The organism is Polynucleobacter sp. SHI8, from assembly GCF_027944005.1.
Classification (GTDB): domain Bacteria; phylum Pseudomonadota; class Gammaproteobacteria; order Burkholderiales; family Burkholderiaceae; genus Polynucleobacter.
Map to the genome: position 1 here is coordinate 2,126,420 of NZ_AP027204.1, position 20,410 is coordinate 2,146,829.

The 20,410-nt window shown below is 39.1% G+C and carries 22 protein-coding genes; 10 read left to right on the forward strand and 12 right to left on the reverse strand.

Annotation, left to right across the window (positions count from 1 at the left end; all coding sequences use genetic code 11):
• Positions 1–54: 54 nt before the first annotated feature.
• Complete coding sequence (gene groL, locus QMN06_RS10605) at positions 55–1,704, reverse strand: chaperonin GroEL (RefSeq protein ID WP_281970089.1); 1,650 nt, start codon at positions 1,702–1,704, stop codon at positions 55–57.
• 28 nt (positions 1,705–1,732) lie between these two features.
• Positions 1,733–2,023 carry a co-chaperone GroES gene (groES, locus tag QMN06_RS10610; RefSeq protein ID WP_281970090.1) on the reverse strand — a complete coding sequence of 97 codons (291 nt, stop codon included), beginning with the start codon at positions 2,021–2,023 and terminating at the stop codon, positions 1,733–1,735.
• A 298-nt stretch (positions 2,024–2,321) separates the two neighbouring features.
• On the opposite strand from groES, the gene QMN06_RS10615 reads away from it, so the two are divergent.
• Together QMN06_RS10615 and QMN06_RS10620 are read left to right on the forward strand one after the other, a co-directional pair.
• On the forward strand, positions 2,322–2,987 hold the full coding sequence (locus QMN06_RS10615) for an RraA family protein (protein WP_281970091.1): 666 nt from the start codon (positions 2,322–2,324) through the stop codon (positions 2,985–2,987).
• A gap of 103 nt (positions 2,988–3,090) precedes the next feature.
• On the forward strand, positions 3,091–4,059 hold the full coding sequence (locus QMN06_RS10620) for a tripartite tricarboxylate transporter substrate binding protein (RefSeq protein ID WP_281970092.1): 969 nt from the start codon (positions 3,091–3,093) through the stop codon (positions 4,057–4,059).
• Positions 4,060–4,088: 29 nt separating this feature from the next.
• On the opposite strand, the gene QMN06_RS10625 is transcribed toward QMN06_RS10620, so the two are convergent.
• On the reverse strand, positions 4,089–4,466 hold the full coding sequence (locus QMN06_RS10625) for a DUF4149 domain-containing protein (protein ID WP_281970093.1): 378 nt from the start codon (positions 4,464–4,466) through the stop codon (positions 4,089–4,091).
• Between the two features lie 170 nt (positions 4,467–4,636).
• Between QMN06_RS10625 and QMN06_RS10630 the strand changes: the two genes are divergently transcribed.
• Genes QMN06_RS10630 through QMN06_RS10650 form a run of 5 tightly spaced genes read left to right on the forward strand, consistent with a single transcriptional unit; the run spans position 4,637 to position 8,555 of the window.
• Positions 4,637–5,437 carry a hypothetical protein gene (locus QMN06_RS10630; protein ID WP_281970094.1) on the forward strand — a complete coding sequence of 267 codons (801 nt, stop codon included), beginning with the start codon at positions 4,637–4,639 and terminating at the stop codon, positions 5,435–5,437.
• 2 nt (positions 5,438–5,439) lie between these two features.
• Positions 5,440–6,060 carry a response regulator transcription factor gene (locus QMN06_RS10635; RefSeq protein WP_281970095.1) on the forward strand — a complete coding sequence of 207 codons (621 nt, stop codon included), beginning with the start codon at positions 5,440–5,442 and terminating at the stop codon, positions 6,058–6,060.
• 12 nt (positions 6,061–6,072) lie between these two features.
• Positions 6,073–7,092: an ATP-binding protein gene (locus tag QMN06_RS10640; protein WP_281970096.1), complete on the forward strand. Its 1,020-nt coding sequence runs from the start codon at positions 6,073–6,075 to the stop codon at positions 7,090–7,092.
• A complete protein-coding gene (locus QMN06_RS10645; protein ID WP_281970097.1) occupies positions 7,085–7,774 on the forward strand; it encodes a response regulator in 690 nt (229 codons plus the stop codon). The genes QMN06_RS10640 and QMN06_RS10645 overlap by 8 nt, the downstream gene beginning before the upstream one ends.
• 34 nt (positions 7,775–7,808) lie before the next feature.
• Positions 7,809–8,555, forward strand: a complete 747-nt coding sequence (locus tag QMN06_RS10650; RefSeq protein ID WP_281970098.1) for an SDR family oxidoreductase — start codon at positions 7,809–7,811, stop codon at positions 8,553–8,555.
• Here QMN06_RS10650 and QMN06_RS10655 read toward each other — a convergent pair.
• Together QMN06_RS10655 and QMN06_RS10660 are read right to left on the reverse strand one after the other, a co-directional pair.
• Positions 8,552–9,697, reverse strand: coding sequence for an alpha-hydroxy acid oxidase (locus QMN06_RS10655; protein WP_281970099.1), 1,146 nt, complete (start codon positions 9,695–9,697; stop codon positions 8,552–8,554). The two genes, QMN06_RS10650 and QMN06_RS10655, sit on opposite strands and share 4 nt — an antisense overlap.
• 50 nt (positions 9,698–9,747) lie before the next feature.
• Entirely contained in the window at positions 9,748–10,035 is a 288-nt protein-coding gene (locus QMN06_RS10660; RefSeq protein ID WP_281970100.1) for an HU family DNA-binding protein, read from the reverse strand.
• A gap of 146 nt (positions 10,036–10,181) precedes the next feature.
• Between QMN06_RS10660 and dacB the strand changes: the two genes are divergently transcribed.
• A complete protein-coding gene (dacB, locus tag QMN06_RS10665; protein ID WP_281970101.1) occupies positions 10,182–11,720 on the forward strand; it encodes a D-alanyl-D-alanine carboxypeptidase/D-alanyl-D-alanine-endopeptidase in 1,539 nt (512 codons plus the stop codon).
• On the opposite strand, the gene QMN06_RS10670 is transcribed toward dacB, so the two are convergent.
• From QMN06_RS10670 to QMN06_RS10700, 7 genes are read right to left on the reverse strand one after another with little or no spacing between them, the layout of a single operon-like run.
• Complete coding sequence (locus QMN06_RS10670; RefSeq protein ID WP_281970102.1) at positions 11,717–12,763, reverse strand: L-threonylcarbamoyladenylate synthase; 1,047 nt, start codon at positions 12,761–12,763, stop codon at positions 11,717–11,719. The two genes, dacB and QMN06_RS10670, sit on opposite strands and share 4 nt — an antisense overlap.
• A 3-nt stretch (positions 12,764–12,766) precedes the next feature.
• On the reverse strand, positions 12,767–13,960 hold the full coding sequence (locus tag QMN06_RS10675; protein ID WP_281970103.1) for a 5-(carboxyamino)imidazole ribonucleotide synthase: 1,194 nt from the start codon (positions 13,958–13,960) through the stop codon (positions 12,767–12,769).
• Between the two features lie 5 nt (positions 13,961–13,965).
• Positions 13,966–14,475, reverse strand: coding sequence for a 5-(carboxyamino)imidazole ribonucleotide mutase (gene purE / locus QMN06_RS10680; RefSeq protein WP_281970104.1), 510 nt, complete (start codon positions 14,473–14,475; stop codon positions 13,966–13,968).
• 20 nt (positions 14,476–14,495) lie between these two features.
• Positions 14,496–15,392, reverse strand: coding sequence for a phosphoribosylaminoimidazolesuccinocarboxamide synthase (locus QMN06_RS10685; RefSeq protein ID WP_281970105.1), 897 nt, complete (start codon positions 15,390–15,392; stop codon positions 14,496–14,498).
• 2 nt (positions 15,393–15,394) lie between these two features.
• Entirely contained in the window at positions 15,395–16,459 is a 1,065-nt protein-coding gene (gene fba / locus QMN06_RS10690; RefSeq protein ID WP_281970106.1) for a class II fructose-bisphosphate aldolase, read from the reverse strand.
• A gap of 16 nt (positions 16,460–16,475) precedes the next feature.
• A complete protein-coding gene (pyk, locus tag QMN06_RS10695) occupies positions 16,476–17,909 on the reverse strand; it encodes a pyruvate kinase (RefSeq protein ID WP_281971774.1) in 1,434 nt (477 codons plus the stop codon).
• A 2-nt stretch (positions 17,910–17,911) separates the two neighbouring features.
• On the reverse strand, positions 17,912–19,126 hold the full coding sequence (locus tag QMN06_RS10700; protein WP_281970107.1) for a phosphoglycerate kinase: 1,215 nt from the start codon (positions 19,124–19,126) through the stop codon (positions 17,912–17,914).
• Positions 19,127–19,293: 167 nt separating this feature from the next.
• Here QMN06_RS10700 and QMN06_RS10705 point away from each other — a divergent pair, with 167 nt between their 5' ends.
• Positions 19,294–20,217 (forward strand): branched-chain amino acid transaminase, encoded by a 924-nt coding sequence (locus tag QMN06_RS10705; protein ID WP_281970108.1) that lies wholly within the window; start codon positions 19,294–19,296, stop codon positions 20,215–20,217.
• Between the two features lie 2 nt (positions 20,218–20,219).
• Entirely contained in the window at positions 20,220–20,408 is a 189-nt protein-coding gene (locus tag QMN06_RS10710) for a zinc-finger domain-containing protein (protein WP_281970109.1), read from the forward strand.
• Positions 20,409–20,410: the final 2 nt, after the last annotated feature.

The window sequence follows — 20,410 nt, forward strand, 5'->3', positions numbered from 1 at the left end:
ATGACGAAAAAAAGGCACCCGAAGGTGCCTTTCTAATGAGAGCCTTAGGGCAAATTACATCATGCCGCCCATACCGCCCATACCACCCATATCGCCCATACCACCAGGCATTGAAGGGCCATCCTCTTTTGGTGATTCACTAATTGCACAATCTGTTGTGAGCAATAAGCCAGCAACTGAGGCAGCATTTACTAATGCTGTTTTAGTTACTTTAGCTGGATCAATCACACCTTGTTCAACGAGATCGCCATACTCACCAGTAGCAGCGTTGTAACCATAGTTACCAGTTCCTGAAGCAACTTGATTAATTACTACACTCGCCTCATCTCCAGCATTCGTTACGATTACGCGTAATGGCTCTTCCATAGCACGTAAAACGATACCAATACCAGCGTTTTGGTCTGCATTGTCACCTTTCAATGTGAGAATAGCTTGTTTTGCTCTTACTAAAGCCACACCACCGCCAGGAACAATACCTTCTTCTACAGCAGCACGAGTTGCATGCAATGCATCATCCACACGCGCTTTTTTCTCTTTCATTTCTACTTCAGTAGCTGCACCAACACGAATTACAGCAACACCACCTGCAAGCTTAGCTACACGCTCTTGGAGTTTTTCACGATCATAATCGCTAGTCGCTTCTTCAATTTGTGCACGAATCATCTTTACACGTGCTTCAATTTGCTTTTCATCACCGTTACCATCAATGATGGTTGTGTTTTCTTTACCGATTTCAACACGCTTAGCTTGACCTAAGTCATCAAGAGTTACTTTCTCAAGTGTTAAGCCAACTTCTTCAGCAATCACTTGTCCTTTAGTCAATACAGCAATATCTTCCAACATTGCTTTACGACGATCACCAAAACCAGGAGCTTTAACAGCACAAGTTTTGAGGATTCCGCGAATGTTGTTCACTACTAAAGTTGCTAGTGCTTCACCTTCAACATCTTCCGCGATGATCAAGAGTGGACGACCAGATTTTGCAACTTGCTCGAGTACTGGCAACAAATCACGAATATTGCTGATCTTTTTGTCAAATAACAAGATGAATGGGTTTTCGAGAATAACTACTTGTTTTTCTGGATTGTTAATGAAGTATGGTGATAAATATCCACGGTCAAACTGCATACCTTCAACAACATCTAATTCATCAGCAAGTGACTTACCATCTTCTACAGTAATTACGCCTTCCTTACCAACACGCTCCATTGCTTCAGCAATACGATCGCCAATACTTGTATCAGAGTTCGCTGAAATAGAACCAACTTGAGCGATTTCTTTTGTTGTTGTGCAAGGCTTGCTTAACTTAGAGATTTCAGCTAACGCTGCAGTCACTGCCTTATCAATACCACGCTTGAGGTCCATCGGGTTGTGACCCGCAACAACATATTTCATACCTTCACGTACGATTGATTGTGCAAGAACAGTTGCTGTTGTTGTACCGTCACCAGCGTCATCCGCTGTTTTAGATGCAACTTCTTTAACCATCTGAGCGCCCATATTTTGGAGCTTGTCTTTGAGTTCGATTTCTTTGGCTACAGATACACCGTCTTTAGTCACCATTGGGCCACCAAATGAACGCTCTAAAACAACGTTACGACCTTTAGGTCCTAAAGTTACTTTAACTGCATTCGCGAGGATATTTACACCCTCAACCATACGTGCACGTGCTGAATCTCCGAATACTACATCTTTTGCTGCCATGTTAATTCCTCTCTACTGAATATGATGCTTATTTTTGAACAACAGCCATGATGTCTTCTTCGCGCATAACGAGAAGTTCATCGCCATCAACTTTTACAGTTTGTCCAGCATACTTGCCAAACAACACACGGTCGCCAACTTTAACGTCAACGTTAATGTGCTTACCTGAGTCATCTTTTTTTCCTGGACCAACTGCTAAAACTTCACCTTGGTCTGGTTTTTCTGCAGCATTGTCAGGAATAACAATTCCAGAAGCAGTTTTTGTTTCGTTATCTAAACGTTTGATGATCACACGATCATGCAAAGGACGTAAGTTCATGCATTCTCCTCAATTAAAAAAATAAATAATACAAATCTGATATCAACTTAAGTGAATGTTGTTAGCACTCTACCTCGTTGATTGCTAACAAAGTATAGAGAGACTTTTAAATCTTTGCAAGTGAACCTTTATTTTTTCGCCCTTAATTATCACAAACCATTGATTTTATTAAATTAAATTAATTTTTAATAATATTAATATATAACGTAATATGCAATGATTTTCTTTGTTTTGTAATTGACGTTTAGTTTCAGTTATGGGTTAATCATGAACACAATCACTCATTAAGAAAGATGACATGACAAACGGTTATTCAATAGCGGATCGCACTCCTGCCCTCACCGAGGAAATCAAAGCTTTAGAAGGTATTCCAACCTCCATTCTAAGTGATAGTCTTGGACGTTATCTTGTTGCGAAGCAAATATTACCGATCAATAAAAAACCACTCCATATTTGCGCCAACGCATTTACTGTAGAAGTACGCTCTGGTGATAATTTAATGATTCATAAAGCGCTGCAAATGATCATGCCAGGCGACGCTTTGGTGATTTCGGGTGACGGTGAAATGGACCGTGCTTTATTTGGGGAAATCCTCATGACGGTTGCCAAAAAAAGAGGTGCGATAGCTGCAGTCGTCGATGGTGCAGTTCGTGATGTAGATGCCTTTGATCGCGAATCATTTCCATGTTGGGCGAAAGGCATCTCTTTAAGAGGTCCTTTCAAAGATGGCCCAGGAACAATTAATCAACCTGTCCATATCGGTGGAATGATGGTAAATCCGGGGGATATTATTGTTGGCGACATCGATGGTGTTATCGCCATACCAAGACATTTAGCCAAAGAAGCTATTCTTCTTGGAAAAGAAAAACAAAAACAGGAAGAAATCACTATTGCCGCTATTCTCAATGGAAGCTATGACGATTCGTGGGTTGATAAAGTTTTAAAACAAAAGAATGCTCTATAAGCTAGCAGTAGTGGTAATCTTAAATGACTTTAAATATGTTGTGACAAATTAAATAAAAAGTGCAAGGTAAATACCTGAGTACTTAAAAAAGGGGACGCCATTCATGAAAAATATTTTAAGTTTTATATTTCTTATTCTTTCTTTACATATACCTGTCAATGCCCAAGAAGCCTATCCCAATAAACCAATTACCATTATCAATCCCAACCCACCGGGTGGTTTTGTTGACAATGTGGGAAGAAGTCTTGCCGTAGCGTTACAAAAAACCCTCAAGCAACCTGTCCTCATTGTTAATAAGCCAGGAGCAAATGGTGCCATCGGGCATGCCTTCGTCGCAAATGCCACTCCAGATGGATATACACTCTTATTAACCTCACCTTCGCTAGCTACTCAACCTGCAATTGATGCTCTCTTTAATCGTCCAGCAGCTTATTCACTCAATAAAATTGTTCCAATCGCTCAGATTACTTCAGATCCAGCAATTATTTTGGTTAACCCAGACACCGGAGTAAAAACAATTCAAGAATTCATTAAAAAAGCATCAACCAGCAAAGATCATCTCGCCATTGCTTCTTCAGGTACTTATGGGGCTACGCACTTACCAATGGCAATGCTAGAAAATGCCACTGGCATTAAATTAAAACATATACCTACAAGTGGGGGAGCACCTGCAATTACTTTAGCCATTGGTGGTCATGTCAATGCATTAGCATCAGCACCTAGCGTAGCTTACCCCCAAGTTCAGTCTAATCGACTTATTCCCATTGCACAAACTGGTAGCAAAAGATCAGCACCGTTTTTAGATACCCCAACATTAAAAGAGAGCAATATCAATGTTGAATATTCTTTATGGACCTCATTGTTTGCTCCAGCCAATTTGCCACCCCAAATACAACAACAAATAACCCAATCTGTCAGGGAAGCTGTACAAGATGAGCAATTTAAACAAGCAATGCTAAAGGGTAACTCCATCCAATATTATTTGGATGGAGATGAATTTAATAATTTTTGGAAAGTCGAAGTTAAAAAACTTCAAGATACAGTTAAATTTATCGGAAAAATTGAAGAATAGATTGGAGTCAAAAATTATTTGCCCAGCCACTAGATCATATTCTTCAACAAAATATAAATGAGAACCACTAGTTGAATCAAATTAATTACCACGCTTAATCCGTGTAAATAACCAAAACGTTTTTTTAAATCATTATCTTTGGCATGATTAATGCGTGGGGTTAAAACCCATAATGAAAATGCAAATAAAACGCTACAGGCATAAGCACCAAATGTAATCATTTGATCCGTACTAAGAAGTGCGGCAATCAAGCAAAGTAAACCCAAAATTAGATAATATTTGGGGAAAAATTTTCTGACGTAAGCGCTAGACCACTCTTTTGGTAAAACAGAAAAGACTGTTGGTGCAACCGCAACAGTAAAAAAAATCATAATGCCTACTACTGCTGCAAGAATATATTGACTCATTTGTTTAACTCTAAATATAAAAATATAATCATACGTAATTCATAAAGCCATTGTGAATATAAGGTCTATTTTAAGAATTTACCTACCCAATTATCAGCATGCGCCTCTTTTCTGAGGATAGTTTCGTGGTCTAGACTCAAAGACCTATATCAACACGACTCAGGAAGCATATGAAAGATCATCAAGGTATTTACCATTATCTTAAACTTTGGCTTACAAAAAAAATGCATATTGAGCAGCCGCAAAATAAAGACATAACTTTTGAAGAGCAACTCGTTTACCTTGACCCTATTTTTGAATGTCAATCTCAAAAATTCGTTGGCGCAGTATGTAATGATCTTTTACAAAATAATCCATCTTTATATTTAAAGCAATTTAAAAATGCCCTTGATAGTATTGCCTATTGGCATTGTCATGGAAGAGCAATACCAACATATTTACCGCTACCAACCTCCTTGTTATTAAGTAAAGATTTTCTATTGGAGTATGAGGAAAATTTAATGGCATCTCAACTGCCAGTTGGTTTAATAAGAGTGCCTTTTCTAGACTACAAAAATTTAAACTTAAAACTACTGGAAAATCAATTACAACAACTTCAACGTCTCGGACTGATTTTAGAACTTAAGAATTTTTCAGGTAGCGATTCAGAAATGATTTGGCTCAATTCAAATTATTTTAGCGGTGTACATATCTCCATTGGCTTTGTCAGAGCAGCCATGATGACGACGCTTTCTAAAGAAAGATTCGATGATCTAATGATCACTTGCAAGGGTCAAAATCACCATACTTATGTCGAGGGTATTTCTTTAGTTCATGATTTCAACTTTGCAAATAAAAATGAGGTTCAATTTTGTTATGGTCCACTAATGATGCCGCCTGTATCGAAACACCAACTTTTAAAAATTACGATTAGCCAACTCAATCAATCATTTCAATCTTCCCCCAGAAAGAATATTCACCATGGGAAATAACAATGCTTACAAAAGTATTACTAGTAGATGATCATCCAACGATGTTACTCGCTCTACGAACGCTTTTTAGCCAACAAGTGCCTTTCGATATTCTCGGACTTGCACATGATGGTGAGTCTTGCCTAACTCTTACAAAAAACTTAGAGCCTCAAATGATTGTTTTAGATTTGGACTTGCCAAATACAGATGGTTTTGATTTGATATGCAAATTAAAGAAGATGAATCCTTTAATAAAGATCCTCATATTGTCTAGTCATGAAGAAAAGGTATATGGAAATCGCGTTCGATCTCTGGGGGCGCAAGGTTTCGTTAACAAATCGGCTTCAGGAAAAATTATTATTACGGCGGCTATTGCAGTCTCTCAAGGTTATATGTTTTATACAGCCAATACAAGTTGCATTAATCACGATAGTGATCATGACAGGTTAGAGCGAATCTCTGATAGAGAATTTCAGGTACTTAAGCTATTAGGTAAAGGGTTTAGTAATTCCGAAATTTCTGAGCAGTTACATATTAGTAATAAAACTGTTGCCACATACAAAAGCCGCCTTTACGTCAAACTAGCAGTCAATAATATTGCTGATTTAATCAGCTTTTGTAAACAAAATAAAGTATGTGATTAAGGAATCATATCGTTGATTAATCAAACCAGGCTTAATTCCTTTCTTCTATTATTTACCATTTTTTTGGGTGGACTACTTGTTTATATCATCCCTGAAAATAGGTTTTATTTACTGAAACCGCCTTTGTGGGTTTCATTATTCTTTGGTCTTTTTTCTTTACTATTAACTATTTTTATTTTTTTTAGCATTCAATTTTTAAAGAAACCTCAATTATTGCCAAACACCAAAAATCAATTGTTTTCAGCTCTTGAAATGCATCATTATTCTAATAAGATAAGTTCCAAAAAATCAGATTTTATTGCCACAATTAGTCATGAAATCCGAAATCCTCTCCAAGCAATTATAGGAACACACGAATTATTAATAAAGGATGAGAATATTAGCTATGAAAGTAAAGTTCTCATAAAAGGGGCTTACAACACCTCTAAGTCTTTGTTGAACATGCTGAACCAAGTATTAGACTTAAGTAAAATTGAGTCTGGGAAAATTGAGCTTACACAAGAACCTACTTGTTTAATAGATCTATTAAATGATTTAATACAATCCTTTCAAGGCCTATGTGATAAAAGCTCCAACACGCTTAAAGTTCATCTAGATCAGATGATTGCCCCTAGCCTTCTAATCAATAGCACAAGCCTTAAACAGGTACTTGGTAATTTAATGTCAAATGCCATTAAATTTACTAATCATGGAACTATTTTTCTTTCGGTCAATGTCATGAATGATACCCATGCAGAACAACTGATACAGTTTCAAGTCATAGATACTGGTTGTGGTATTCCAGAATATGATATTGATCGTATTTTTCATCCTTATGAAAGATCTCAAATTAATCATGTTCATGAAATTCCTGGCACCGGTTTAGGTCTTTCAATTACATCATCTCTTCTTCGATCAATGCAGAGCAACCTTCATTTGGAGAGTAAACCTAATTTAGGTACTTCCGCTTCATTTCGATTACGCCTCAAAAAGATTTCATATTCACGAATACAAAAATCATTTTTTAGGAAAATCCGCTCTTATTGTGGATGACTACCCAGCCTGTAGGGAAGTTATTAGTCAGCAATTAAATTATTTGGGCTTTAATTGCATACAAGCTGATCAAGCGCATGATGGTCTTTTGGCATTAGAAAATCATCACATTGATCTAGTCGTTACAGATGAGTTTATGCCGAACATGAATGGTCGACAATTTGCATCCATGATCAGTAAATACCATCCCAAAATAAAGATTATGATTTTGACCGGAGATTCTCAATTTATAACAAAGTTAAGTGGCGAAGAAATTGCTTTAATAAGTACTTTTATGATTAAACCAGTTGAACTCAAGGAGTTATTTGAAGCATTAAAAATCATTTTTCTTCAACATGATTTGCACTGGGACTTCAACCATCTCCTTGAGTTTACGAATCAAAATTTAATGGCTTCATATGCGCTTTTAGAATCAGTACTCATTACTCAAAAAGAACTCACCAAAGAAATTCAATTGCATTTAAATCAAGTAAATTTAGCATCACTAAAGCCTCTTTGTCATAAAGTTTTAGGAGGTGCAAAATTAATCAATGCAAAGTACTTAATACTTCATTGTCAGAAAATTGAACGCTCAGAAGAAAATATTCAACAGGCACTTATACACTCTTTATATCAAGAATTAATTCGTCTTAATTATCAAATACAGGAATATCTGGAGGAAAATCATTCAGATATGATTTAATGATGCATAATAAATTTATCCACAAGGAGACAACATGTCAAAAAAAATAATGCTAATTACTGGGGGTAGTAGGGGAATCGGCGCAGAAATTGCAAAGCTTGCAGCCATTGAAAATTATCATGTAGTCGTTAACTATACGCATAGTAAAGATACTGCAAATGCCCTCGTTACCACCATCCATAACCAAGGTGGCTCAGCCGTGGCAATTCAAGCAGATTGCTCTAAGGAGTCTGAAATTGAACGTCTTTTTAAAGAGCTTGATCAAATTGGAACGATTGATTGTTTGATTGCCAATGCTGGAATTATTGGTGGTCAAAACCCTATTTCTCAAACAACAGAAAAGCAATTAAAAGAGTTATTTGACATTAATGTTATTGGCTTAATTATTTGCGTACGTGAAGCAGTAAAAAGAATGTCCACTGATCTTGGTGGACAAGGAGGAAAAATTGTTTTAATGTCCTCAGTTGCTGCAAGAACAGGTGGCATTGCCCAAGAAATCCACTATGCTTCCTCAAAGGCGGCGGTCGATGGTTTTTGTTTAGGACTAGCTAAAGAAGTCGGTAACGTTGGCATTCGTGTCAATGCGGTCAGACCTGGTTTAATCGGCACCTCAATCCATGATCTTCATGGAGGCATGGAAGTGATTCAAAAATGGGCTGCAGGTGTTCCATTGGGTAGAGTTGGCTTACCTGAAGAGGTTGCACAAACAGTTATCTGGTTATGCTCAGACGCATCAAGCTATGTTCATGGCGCCCTAATTGATGTCTCTGGGGGCCGTTAATAACTTCCAGGATAAAGGATGCTTCGATTAACTTGTCGAACATCCTTTAAGCCACAAAATGCCATTGTTAAGTCTAACTCTTTGGCAATAATTTCAAGGGACTTCGTTACGCCGGCCTGACCCATAGCGCCTAAGCCATAAATGTACGAGCGGCCAATTAATGTCCCATGAGCTCCCAAAGCAAGTGCTTTAATTACATCTTGTCCTGACCGTATGCCACTATCTAACCAAATTTCTACTTGCGAACCTACCGCATCCACAATTGCAGGTAAAGCTTCTATGGTTGATGGTGCGCCGTCTAACTGTCGACCACCATGATTAGAGACAATAATTGCATCTGCACCAACCGCTACAGCCAACTTTGCATCCTCGGGGTCTAAAATTCCCTTCAGAATTAATTTACCACCCCACTGTTTTTTTATTTGAGCTACTTCATTCCAATCAAGGCTAGGATCAAATTGACTTGCTGTCCAAGCACCAAGTGAACTCATATCATCTACACCCTCTACATGGCCAATAATATTTCCGAACTGTCTATTCTTGGTTTGAAGCATACCAAGGCACCATCTGGGCTTTGTTAATAGATTAATCATATTACCGATGGTTGGTTTCGGAGGTGCTGATAAGCCATTTTTTAAATCTTTATGTCTTTGACCTAAGATTTGTAAATCTAAAGTAACAACTAATGCTGAACAATGCGCCGCCTTAGCCCTTTCTATCAAACTACTTACAAATTTTTTATCACGCATTACATATAACTGGAACCAAAACGGATGCTTCGTATGTTTAGCAATTTCTTCCATGGAGCAAATGCTCATCGTGGACAAGCAATATGGCACACCAAAATCTTTCGCAGCTTTAGCCGCCAAGATTTCCCCATCTGCATGTTGCATACCCGTCATACCTACAGGTGCTAAGGCGACAGGCATAGAAACTGGCAAATCTAACATGGTTGAAGTAATACTTCGATCATCAATATTGATAGCGACGCGTTGTCTAAATTTTATTTTTGAGAATTCAGTTTCATTTGAGCGATATGTTCCCTCAGTCCACGACCCAGAATCGGCGTAGTCGTAAAACATTCTAGGGGCACGTTTTTCGTGCAAGACTCTCAAATCTTCAATATTGGTAATGATTGACAAAATAGCTCCTTTTTGACTGCTCCATATTGAGAAGCTTAATCTTTGGAATTTTAATTGATTGGCTGATTCACTTGTTCTTTGAATGCCTTTCCGGGAATAAAACGGATTGCAATAGATGAACCTATTTCAATAGGGTCACCCGTTTTGGGATTTCTTCCGACTCTAGCTGATCTTGTCTTAACTGCAAATGTCCCAAAGCCTGATAATTGCACTGACTCGTGACTTATCAACTGTTTTTCTATGATTTCTAGCAAAATCTTTAAAACTTCTTCGCCTTTGGTTTGAGAAATATCCGCACCTAATGCAATTGCCTCCGCAAGGTCTTTTTTATTCATCATCTAACCCTTTGATCATTGTTATTTTCATGCTATCAAACTTTTGCGGGAGTTACAAAGAACTTTTTATGTTTTTTCAAAATTTAACACCAAATAACTTCAGAAAAGTATCTTAAACTAGGTGCCTGACAAATATCTCCTCTAAGCCAATGAACTTATTAAAATTTCCTACAACACACACAATGAGTCTGTTGGTGGTTTTATGTCACTGTTTATTGCCCATTTCTGTATTTGCCAATGAGCTTTTGCCTATTGGAGTAAAAAAAGCATTACAAAATTCAAAGATTCCAGAATCTGCCTTGGGATTTCATATTGTCTCGATTGGGAAACTCCATCCTCAACCTAATCAATACAGTTGGAATGCACAGTCCCCAATGAACCCAGCTTCTACTATGAAGCTCTTAACAACTGTTGCTGCCTTAGATATTCTTGGTCCTCAGTATCGTTGGAAAACCAATTTTTATAGCAATGGTTTAATTGAGCAAGGGGTTTTAAATAGTAATCTTATTGTTCAGGGATTTGGTGACCCCAAGTTGGTGCCTGAACAGTTATCAGTCATCTCTCAGAATCTAAGGCAAGCTGGTTTGCAAGAGGTGCAAGGCAATCTCATTTTAGATCGCTCGGTTTATGCAAGCTCTATTCGTCAATCAGCGCCTCTAGATGGGGAGTCCTCAAGAACCTATAACGTTGTTCCTGACCCATTGTTGTATGCGTTTCAGACGCTATCTTTTAGGATTGTCAATAACAATGGGCAATTTGATGTTACCTATACTCCTCGTTTATCAGGTCTTCGAATTATTAATCAAATACAAGCAACAAAGGGGCCTTGTGGGGACTGGACAAAAAATTTAAAAATTGAAATTAGAAAAATAAGTGATGAAGAATGGAACGCCTTGTTTGTCGGGAAATTGTCAATGAACTGTCCAGACATTGCATGGAATTCAGTTTCAATAGATGCAAATAATTTCTTTAAGCAAGGAATATTAGCTTCGTTTGAAGACTCAGGCATAGTTTGGAAAACTCATCCTCAAATCATTGAATCTGAAGTTCCTAGTAACGCCAAACTCATACTTTCTTATTCGGGAACCTCTTTAGAGGACGCCGTAAAAGACATCAATAAATATTCAAATAATGTCATGGCACGACAAGTTCTTCTTACGATTGGTCTAGAAAAAGGTAATCGACCAACATCCACAACAGATAGTATTCGTATTGTGAAAGATTGGCTAAGAAAGTCTAAACTAAACTTCCCAGAACTAGTCGTTGAAAATGGCTCTGGCTTATCGAATATTGAAAGAATCTCTCCTCAAAGTATGACAAGTCTTCTCAATTTCGCAGTTAGTACAAAAAATAATGAGATATTTATTAACTCTCTGCCAATTGCTGGCGTCGATGGCACCATGAAAAATCGCTTACTTGATCGTCTAAAAAAACTTTGGTCTGTGGGCACTCCTGATAACAAGTTCACTCCAGACCTTAGCCTACCCAATAGTCTACAAAAAACTGGTGCCTATATGAAAACAGGTACTCTACAAACTGTTCGAGCAGTCAGTGGGTATGTGGTAAGTAAAACCGGTAAGGTGTACGCGGTCTCATCCATGGTCAATCATCAAAATGCAGGTTTTGGTGGCACTATAGTCAATGATGCATTACTTCACTGGGTATTAGATGACTGCGCTTCAGATTAATGAGCTCCTGAGCCGTACACAGCTCTGGTGAGTCGATCCTGAATGCCACTCCATTCGCTATTATTCGGTAATGCATCAACAATAATTTTTTGATACCCCCTTTGATCAAGGTCTCTTAATAATTGATAAAGCTGTTTTGCAAAAGCTTGGGGATCTATAGGTATTTGAATCCAAACAACGGGGCTTGTGGCCCATTTATTTTTTAATACCTCAATATCTAAAAATGTAACTACGACGACTTTTTGATTGCTAATATCTTCAACTTTTAATTGATCAACATCCATTGATACCAATTGAGTATGTGGCGCATAGTGCCCTAATGTTCCACCCGAATGGCGAATCGCATGATCTTTTTGACCTAAGTTGGTAAGCCCTAAGGTTTTACAAATGTCGCTCTCTAAAATCATCCCTGGTCTCAATATAATTGGTCCCATTTGTTCTAATCGCGATAAATCCAAAATGGTAGATTCAATACCTACATCACAACTCCCGCCGTCCAAAATCATTAATTCATTATCGGCATCACTATTTTTAAATTCATCCAACACATGTTGTGCTGTCGTTGGGGAAATACGCCCATATCGATTAGCTGAGGGTGCTACGAGAGCGCCGTTGAAGGCGCGCAAAATATCAATTGTCCAAGGGTGATTTGGGGCACGTATTGCAACGGTTTCTTGACCCCCAGTAATCAAACTAGAAACGTGCTTTGCCTTCTTCAATACTATGGTTAAAGGACCCGGCCAATATTTTTGGGCTAAAAGGATCGCTTCTGGAGGTACATCATGAGACCATTCTGATAACTTGGCCTCCCAAAAAATTTCTGATGACATCCCTGCTGTTGGTGAGGTTATGTGCACAATCAAGGGATGATTTTTTGGGCGATTCTTTAACTCAAAAACTTTTTTTATAGCTATCTCATCACTTGCATTTGCGGCAAGTCCATAAACAGTTTCCGTTGGTATAGCGACCAAATGACTCTGCTGAAGATGTTCAACAATGTGTTGGGTTGATATTTCGTTAGCTGAAAAAATACGAGCACTCACTGATTATTGTCTCGAGGATGGAATACCTAAAATTTCCATTGCCTGTTTTGCATCAATAAGGGCTTGATCAACAGAATCTGCAATGAAGTTAATATGCCCCATCTTGCGCCCAATTTTTGGCTCTGACTTGCCATATAAGTGTAGCTTTGCGCAAGGCATGGCTAATATTTTTTCCCAATCAGGAGATCTAATCATGTTCGTGTTTTTATCAAACCAAATATCCCCCAGTATATTGAGCATGACTACTGGACAAAGCAAGCGTGAATCGCCGAGTGGTAACTTAGCTAAACTTCTGACTTGTTGTTCAAATTGATTGGTTAAGCACGAGTCCAAAGAATGATGCCCTGAATTATGTGGTCGTGGAGCGATTTCATTCACCACAATTGAGCCATCTTTTAATACAAAAAATTCAATACAAAGCACTCCAACATATTCCAATTGACGAATAATCGTATGTGCAGCCACATGAATTTTTTCTTGTAATTCTTGAGTTAAATTCGGTGCAGGAACCATGCTGAGATGCAAAATACCGTTCTCATGTATATTTTGCGCAATTGGCAACAAATGAGTTTCATCATTAGCGCCTCTCGCAATGATTGCAGATAATTCAAATGCTAAATCTAGCTTTTTCTCTAATACACATGGAACTTTTCCGAGAGTATTCCATGCTTCTTTCAACTCCGTTGGATGTTGAACCCGTTGTTGACCTTTTCCGTCATATCCAAGTTGCGCTGTTTTGAGTATTCCAGGAAAAAGTGATTCTTGAACGGTTTCAAGTTGATCGTCATTTTCTATCGCCGCATAATCCACAGGTCCAATACCCATAACGGATTGACAAGTTTTTAAAAATTCTTTTTCCTTAATACGATGTTGCGCAATCGATACTGCAAAACTCTTTGGTGCAACAAAAACACCTTGCTTAATTAAATAATCAATCGTATCTGCAGGTACATTTTCAAATTCAGTACTAATCGCATCACATAGTTGAGCCATATGATGAAGAGCATCTTCATCATCGTATTGTGCAAGTAAATGCTCTTGAGCAATCTGCCCAGCGGGGCTGTTTGGATCTGGGTCCAATACGCATACTTGATAACCTAAATCTTGTGCGGCTTGTACAAAGTATCTTCCCAGTTGCCCACCACCTAAGATGCCCAAAAAGGCAGGCGGATATAAGGGCCAAACTATATTTCTCATCAACTTTAAGGCAAGGTCATTTGCTTAGCTTTATTCGTTTGCGATTCACGAAATGCTAGTAATTTGTGATGCAAAGTTTCAGAATAAAGCGCTAGATTAGCAATTACGTGTAAAGCCGCATTGGCAGCACCAGCCTCGCCAATGGCAAATGTAGCCACGGGGATTCCTTTTGGCATTTGCACAATCGATAACAAAGAGTCTTCACCCTTTAAATATTTTGATGGCACAGGTACTCCATACACTGGAACAATTGTTTTAGCTGCCAACATGCCAGGTAAGTGGGCGGCACCACCAGCTCCAGCAATAATCGCTTTTAATCCTCGGCTATGGGCATTTTCTGCATAGGTATACATTTCATCTGGCATACGATGCGCTGATAAAACCTGTCTTTCATGAGGAATCTCAAACTCAGCCAAAATTTGAGCCGCATAAGACATTACATCCCAATCAGAGTTTGACCCCATCACAACACCAACAATGGGTGATTCTATTTGACTCTTTACTGGTTCATTCATATGTTCTCCTACAATGGATATCATGCTTGGGTAAGTATAGCCAATGCCTCTTGATACTTTGCAGCAGTTTGTTCAATTACACTACTTGGCAAATGCGGTGCCGGCGCTTTTTTATTCCAAGGTTGACCGTCAATCATTACAGACTCCAACCAGTCCCGCACAAATTGTTTATCAAATGATGGCGGATTTTGCCCAACAATATAAGAACTAGCAGGCCAAAAACGTGAAGAATCTGCCGTAAGTATTTCATCCATCAAAATCATTTGACCATGGTCATTCAAGCCAAATTCAAATTTAGTATCAGCAATCAAGATACCCTTGCTAGCCGCAAACTTAGATGCCTCTTTATATAGTTGAATGCTGATATCTTTCATTTGCTGCGCAAGTGCTGGGCCAATCCGGCGAATCACTTCATCAAAATCAATATTCTCATCATGATCACCTACATCAGCTTTTGCTGCAGGGGTAAAAATTGGTTCGGCTAATTGTTCAGCATTTTGTAAACCAATTGGTAATGTTACGCCACAGACCGATCCGTTAGATTGATAGTCTTTCCAACCACTACCAGATAAATAACCTCGAACAACAGCCTCAACAAGAATTGGTTTGAGTCGTTTTACAACAATCGCTCTACCTCGCACTTGGTCAATTTCATTCGGTAGGACAACAGTCTCAGGATCTATACCCGTTAAATGGTTGGGTACGATATGTTTTAAACGTTCAAACCAAAAATTGGCCATTTGATTTAATACAATCCCTTTTCCAGGAATCGGCTCTTGCATCACTACATCAAATGCTGATAATCGATCAGTTGTAACCATCAATAGGTGCTGATCATTTATTGCATAGATGTCCCTCACCTTGCCTTTAGAAATTAAAGGCAAGGATTGAATTGAAGTTTCTAAAAGGGCTTGCATCTTTATCTAACCAGTTGAGCAAGCTCACCTGAATTATATTTTTCAACCATTTTATCCAGACTAATTGGCTTAATTTTTGAAGCCTGTCCTTCACATCCAAAAGATAAGAATCGTGCCTTACAAATCAGTTTGGCAGCTTCTCGTGCTGGCTTTAAGTAATCACGGGGATCGAATTTAGAGGGATTTTGATGTAAATATTGACGAATTGCCGCGGTCATCGCTAATCGAATATCCGTATCAATATTTACTTTACGAACTCCATTTTTAATACCTTCTTGAATTTCTTCTACGGGAACACCATAGGTTTCTTTCATATCACCACCAAACTCACGAATCACTTCTAAAAGTTCTTGGGGGACTGATGAGGAACCATGCATCACTAAGTGTGTATTAGGAATACGTTGATGAATTTCACGAATACGATCGATTGCTAATGTATCCCCTGTAGGCTTTTTACTAAACTTATAAGCGCCGTGACTAGTACCAATCGCAATTGCTAAAGCGTCACATTGTGTCTGTTTAACAAAGTCAGCCGCTTGTTCGACATCAGTTAACAACTGCTCTCTAGTCATCGTACCTTCTGCACCGTGACCATCTTCTTTATCACCCTTCATTGTCTCTAATGAGCCCAAAACACCTAACTCGGCTTCAACCGTGACGCCAATGGAATGTGAAAACTTCACAACTTCTTGAGATACCTGAACGTTGTACTCATAACTTGCAACTGTTTTTCCATCGCCCATCAATGAACCATCCATCATGACGCTTGTAAAGCCACTTTTAATAGCAGCCATACAAACTGCAGGACTCTGTCCATGATCTTGATGCATAACCACTGGAATATCTGGATAGGATTCAATTGCAGCTTCAATTAAATGTCTTAAAAAAGCTTCCCCGGCATATTTTCTGGCGCCAGCGGATGCTTGCATAATGACAGGCGCTCCGACTTCTTGAGCGGCGGACATAATGGCTTGCACTTGTTCTAAATTATTAACATTAAAGGCAGGAATACCATATCCATTTTCTGCTGCATGATCTAATAGTTGTCGCATTGAGACTAAAGGCATGATTTCTCCAAAAGATTTATTTAACTTTAATAATTTTAAGGGTATTTGTACCGCCAGCTTGTCCCATTGGTTCTCCAACAGTTAAAGCCACCATGTCGCCAGGTTTTACTACTCCCTTACTTAATAACAATTGTTCAACTTCTTGAAGTGCCGTATCTCTGTCAGCACTTACATCTATTTGTAATGGGGTTACATTACGATACATCGCCATTGCCCGTTGTGTTTCAACTCTTTTAGTAAGAGCGAAAATAGGTATATGAATTTTATGCCGACTCATCCAAAGTGCTGTAGAACCTGATTCTGTTAATGCGGCAATCGCTTTTACTTTTAAATGATAAGCTGTGAATAGCGCGCCTAAAGCAATCGATTGGTCGATGCGTGTAAATGTCTGATCTAAAAAATCAGCGTCTAATGTTACAGCCTCAGACTTTTCAGCAGCAAGACAAATCGCCGCCATTTGTTCGACAACTTTTACCGGAAACTGTCCTGTTGCCGTTTCAGCAGATAACATCACTGCATCTGTTCCATCCAAAACAGCGTTTGCAACGTCGCTAACCTCAGCCCTTGTTGGAATTGGGCTAGTAATCATCGATTCCATCATTTGCGTAGCAGTAATCACGAATTTATCAGCTTCGGTAGCTAAGCGAATCATTCTTTTTTGCAAAGCAGGTACCGCAGCATTGCCAACCTCAACCGCCAAATCTCCTCTAGCAACCATGATGCCATCAGAAGCCATAATAATTTCTTCTAACACTCCTGGTTCAATAGCTTCAGCTCTCTCAATTTTTGCAATTAATCGAACTTCATGATTTTTTGCAACGCAATGTGCCTGGGCAAGCTCTCTAGCCAATTGCATATCTTGTGCATTTTTAGGAAAGCTAATCGCGATAAAATCCACTCGCATATCAATTGCTGTTGCTAAATCCTCTATATCTTTTTCAGTTAACGCTGGTGCCGTTAAACCTCCTCCAGCACGATTAATTCCCTTATTGTTGGATAGTTCACCACCCATTTCTACTTCTGTATGAATACAATCTCCAACAATTTGTTCTACGCGAAGAACAATTAAGCCGTCGTTGAGTAGTAACTGATCCCCTGCAACAACATCTCTAGGTAAGTTTTTATAATCCAAACCAACTTGCCCTGAGTTGCCGATTGTGCAATTGGCATCTAATAGAAATTTTTGGCCAACCTCTAATTGGACTTTGCCATTCTCAAATTTACCCACCCTAATTTTGGGCCCTTGTAAATCAGCCATTATGGCAATTTCTTTACCAACCTCTCGAGAAATATCTCGAACCAATTGAGCACGATCTCTATGGTCTTGAGCAACTCCGTGCGAGAAATTCAACCTCACTACATCCACGCCAGCCAAAATAATCTTCTTTAAAACATCTAGATTTGTAGTAGCAGGGCCTAAAGTGGCAACAATTTTGGTGGCACGAGACAAACTCATTCAGCAGCTCTTTCTTGAAGTATTGCAATGGCAGGCAAAACTTTGCCCTCTAAAAACTCTAAAAATGCACCTCCGCCAGTAGAAATATATCCGACTTGCTTTTCAATTCCGTATTTAGCAATCGCCGCTAGAGTATCTCCACCACCTGCTACAGAAAATCCTGGACTATGCGCAATTGCAGCTGCCAACATCTTGGTACCACCACCAAATTGATCAATCTCGAAAACACCAACCGGACCATTCCATAAAATCGTACCGGCATGCGCAATCATCTGCGATAAACGCGCGGCTGTTTTAGGGCCGATATCTAAAATCATGTCATCGCTAGCCACATCATGAGAGGCAACGGTATTAGCCCGAGCTAAAGGAGAAAGCTCATTGGCTACAATCACATCCTCCGGAATAGGAACTGAGGCTCCTCGTTGATGCATGATGTTCATGATTTCTTTAGCCTGATCAACTAAATCAGGCTCTGCTAAAGACAACCCAATCGGTAAGCCGGCAGCAAGCATAAAGGTGTTGGCAATTCCCCCACCAACAATTAATTGATCCACCTTCACTGCAAGCGTTTTTAGAATCGATAACTTCGTAGAAACCTTTGAACCAGCAACTATCGCCACAAGTGGCCTTTTGGGGTCATTTAAAGCAAAAGATAAGGCATCAATTTCAGCTTCCATGAGTGGACCAGCACAAGAGATTGGTGCAAATCTTGCCATTCCATGGGTAGTAGCCTCAGCACGATGAGCCGTGCCGAAAGCATCATTTACGTATATATCGCAAAGTTGTGCCATTTTTTTTGACAACTCTACATCATCTTTTTTTTCACCAACATTGCCACGGCAGTTTTCTAAAAGGACTACTTCGCCTGGTTTAACTTGAAAATCTCCCGATACCCAATCTGAAATTAAAGCAACTTTTCTACCCAATAGCTCAGCTAATCGGTCTGCCACTGGAGCTAAAGAATCGGCAGGCTGCAGATTACCCTCAGTAGGTCTGCCTAAATGTGATGTGACCATGACTGCTGCGCCCGCATCTAAAGACATCTGAATTGCTGGAATCGAAGCGGTTATTCGGGTATCTTCAGTAATTTTTCCTGAAGCGTCTTGTGGAACATTTAAGTCAGCGCGAATAAAAACTCTTTTTCCAGAAAGGCGGTTTTGTGACGCTAAATCAGATAATCGATTGACTTTGAGGGTAGTGGAATGAATCATGGGTAGTTATTAATCAATTAAATCCAGCAAATTGGTTCAACAAATCATCATACAGGATGATTAAAGCGCTAGATTCATAAAAAACAATTTATTAAGGCAAATTGACTGCAATTTCTTTGCCTGTTTTACAATAAGTATTCTTCTTATGTCCGCTAAGGAAATTATAAATGTCAATGTCTGATCGTGATGGTTTTATTTGGTTTAATGGCAAATTAATTGATTGGCGTGATGCCAACATTCATGTCCTGACCCATAGTCTGCATTATGGTATGGCTGTATTTGAGGGTGTTAGGGCCTACAAAACAGACCAAGGACCAGCTATTTTTCGTCTTGATGAGCATACCAAGCGTTGGTTCAACTCTGCCAAGATTTTCCAAATGGAAATGCCCTACTCTCAAGAGGAACTGATGCAAGCTCAATTAGAGGTTGTTAAGGCGAATCATCTAGAGTCCTGTTATCTTCGTCCAATCGCCTGGATTGGCTCTGAAAAGTTAGGAATTTCTCCTAAAGGTAATCAAATCTTAGTCTCTATCGCAGCTTGGCAATGGGGAGCCTATTTGGGGGAAGATGGTTTAAATAAGGGTATTCGCGTTAAAACATCCTCATTCAGCCGTCATCATGTCAATGTTTCTTTAGTTCGTGCCAAAGCTTCCGGTTATTACATCAACTCCATTCTTGCCAACCAAGAAGTGACGGCACATGGTTACGATGAAGCTCTCCTTCTAGATACCGATGGTTATGTCTCAGAAGGCTCTGGAGAAAATGTATTTATCGTTCGTGATGGGGTTATTTATACACCAGACTTAGCTTCTTGCCTGGCAGGTATTACCCGCGAATCAATCATCCAAATTGCCCATGATCTTGGATTTGAAGTACGAGAAAAACGCATTACTCGTGATGAAATGTACTGTAGTGATGAAGCGTTTTTTACGGGAACAGCCGCAGAAGTGACGCCGATTCGGGAGCTTGATGACCGCATCATTGGTAACGGTGGAAGAGGTCCTGTGACTGAAAAAATACAAAATGTATTTTTTGACACAGTAACAGGTAAAAATGATAAGTACCGCTCTTGGCTTACTTACGTTAAATAATCATGACTACTGCACCGACACCTATTGAAATTGATACTCAAGATTTACCTCTCCATTGCCCAACAGGCGCGGAGAAAAACTGGGATTTACACCCCCGTGTATTTTTAGATATTGCACACACCGGGCACGCAAAATGTCCTTATTGTGGTGCTGAGTATCATTTAAAAGCTGGCGCTAAGGTCGGGCACTAATT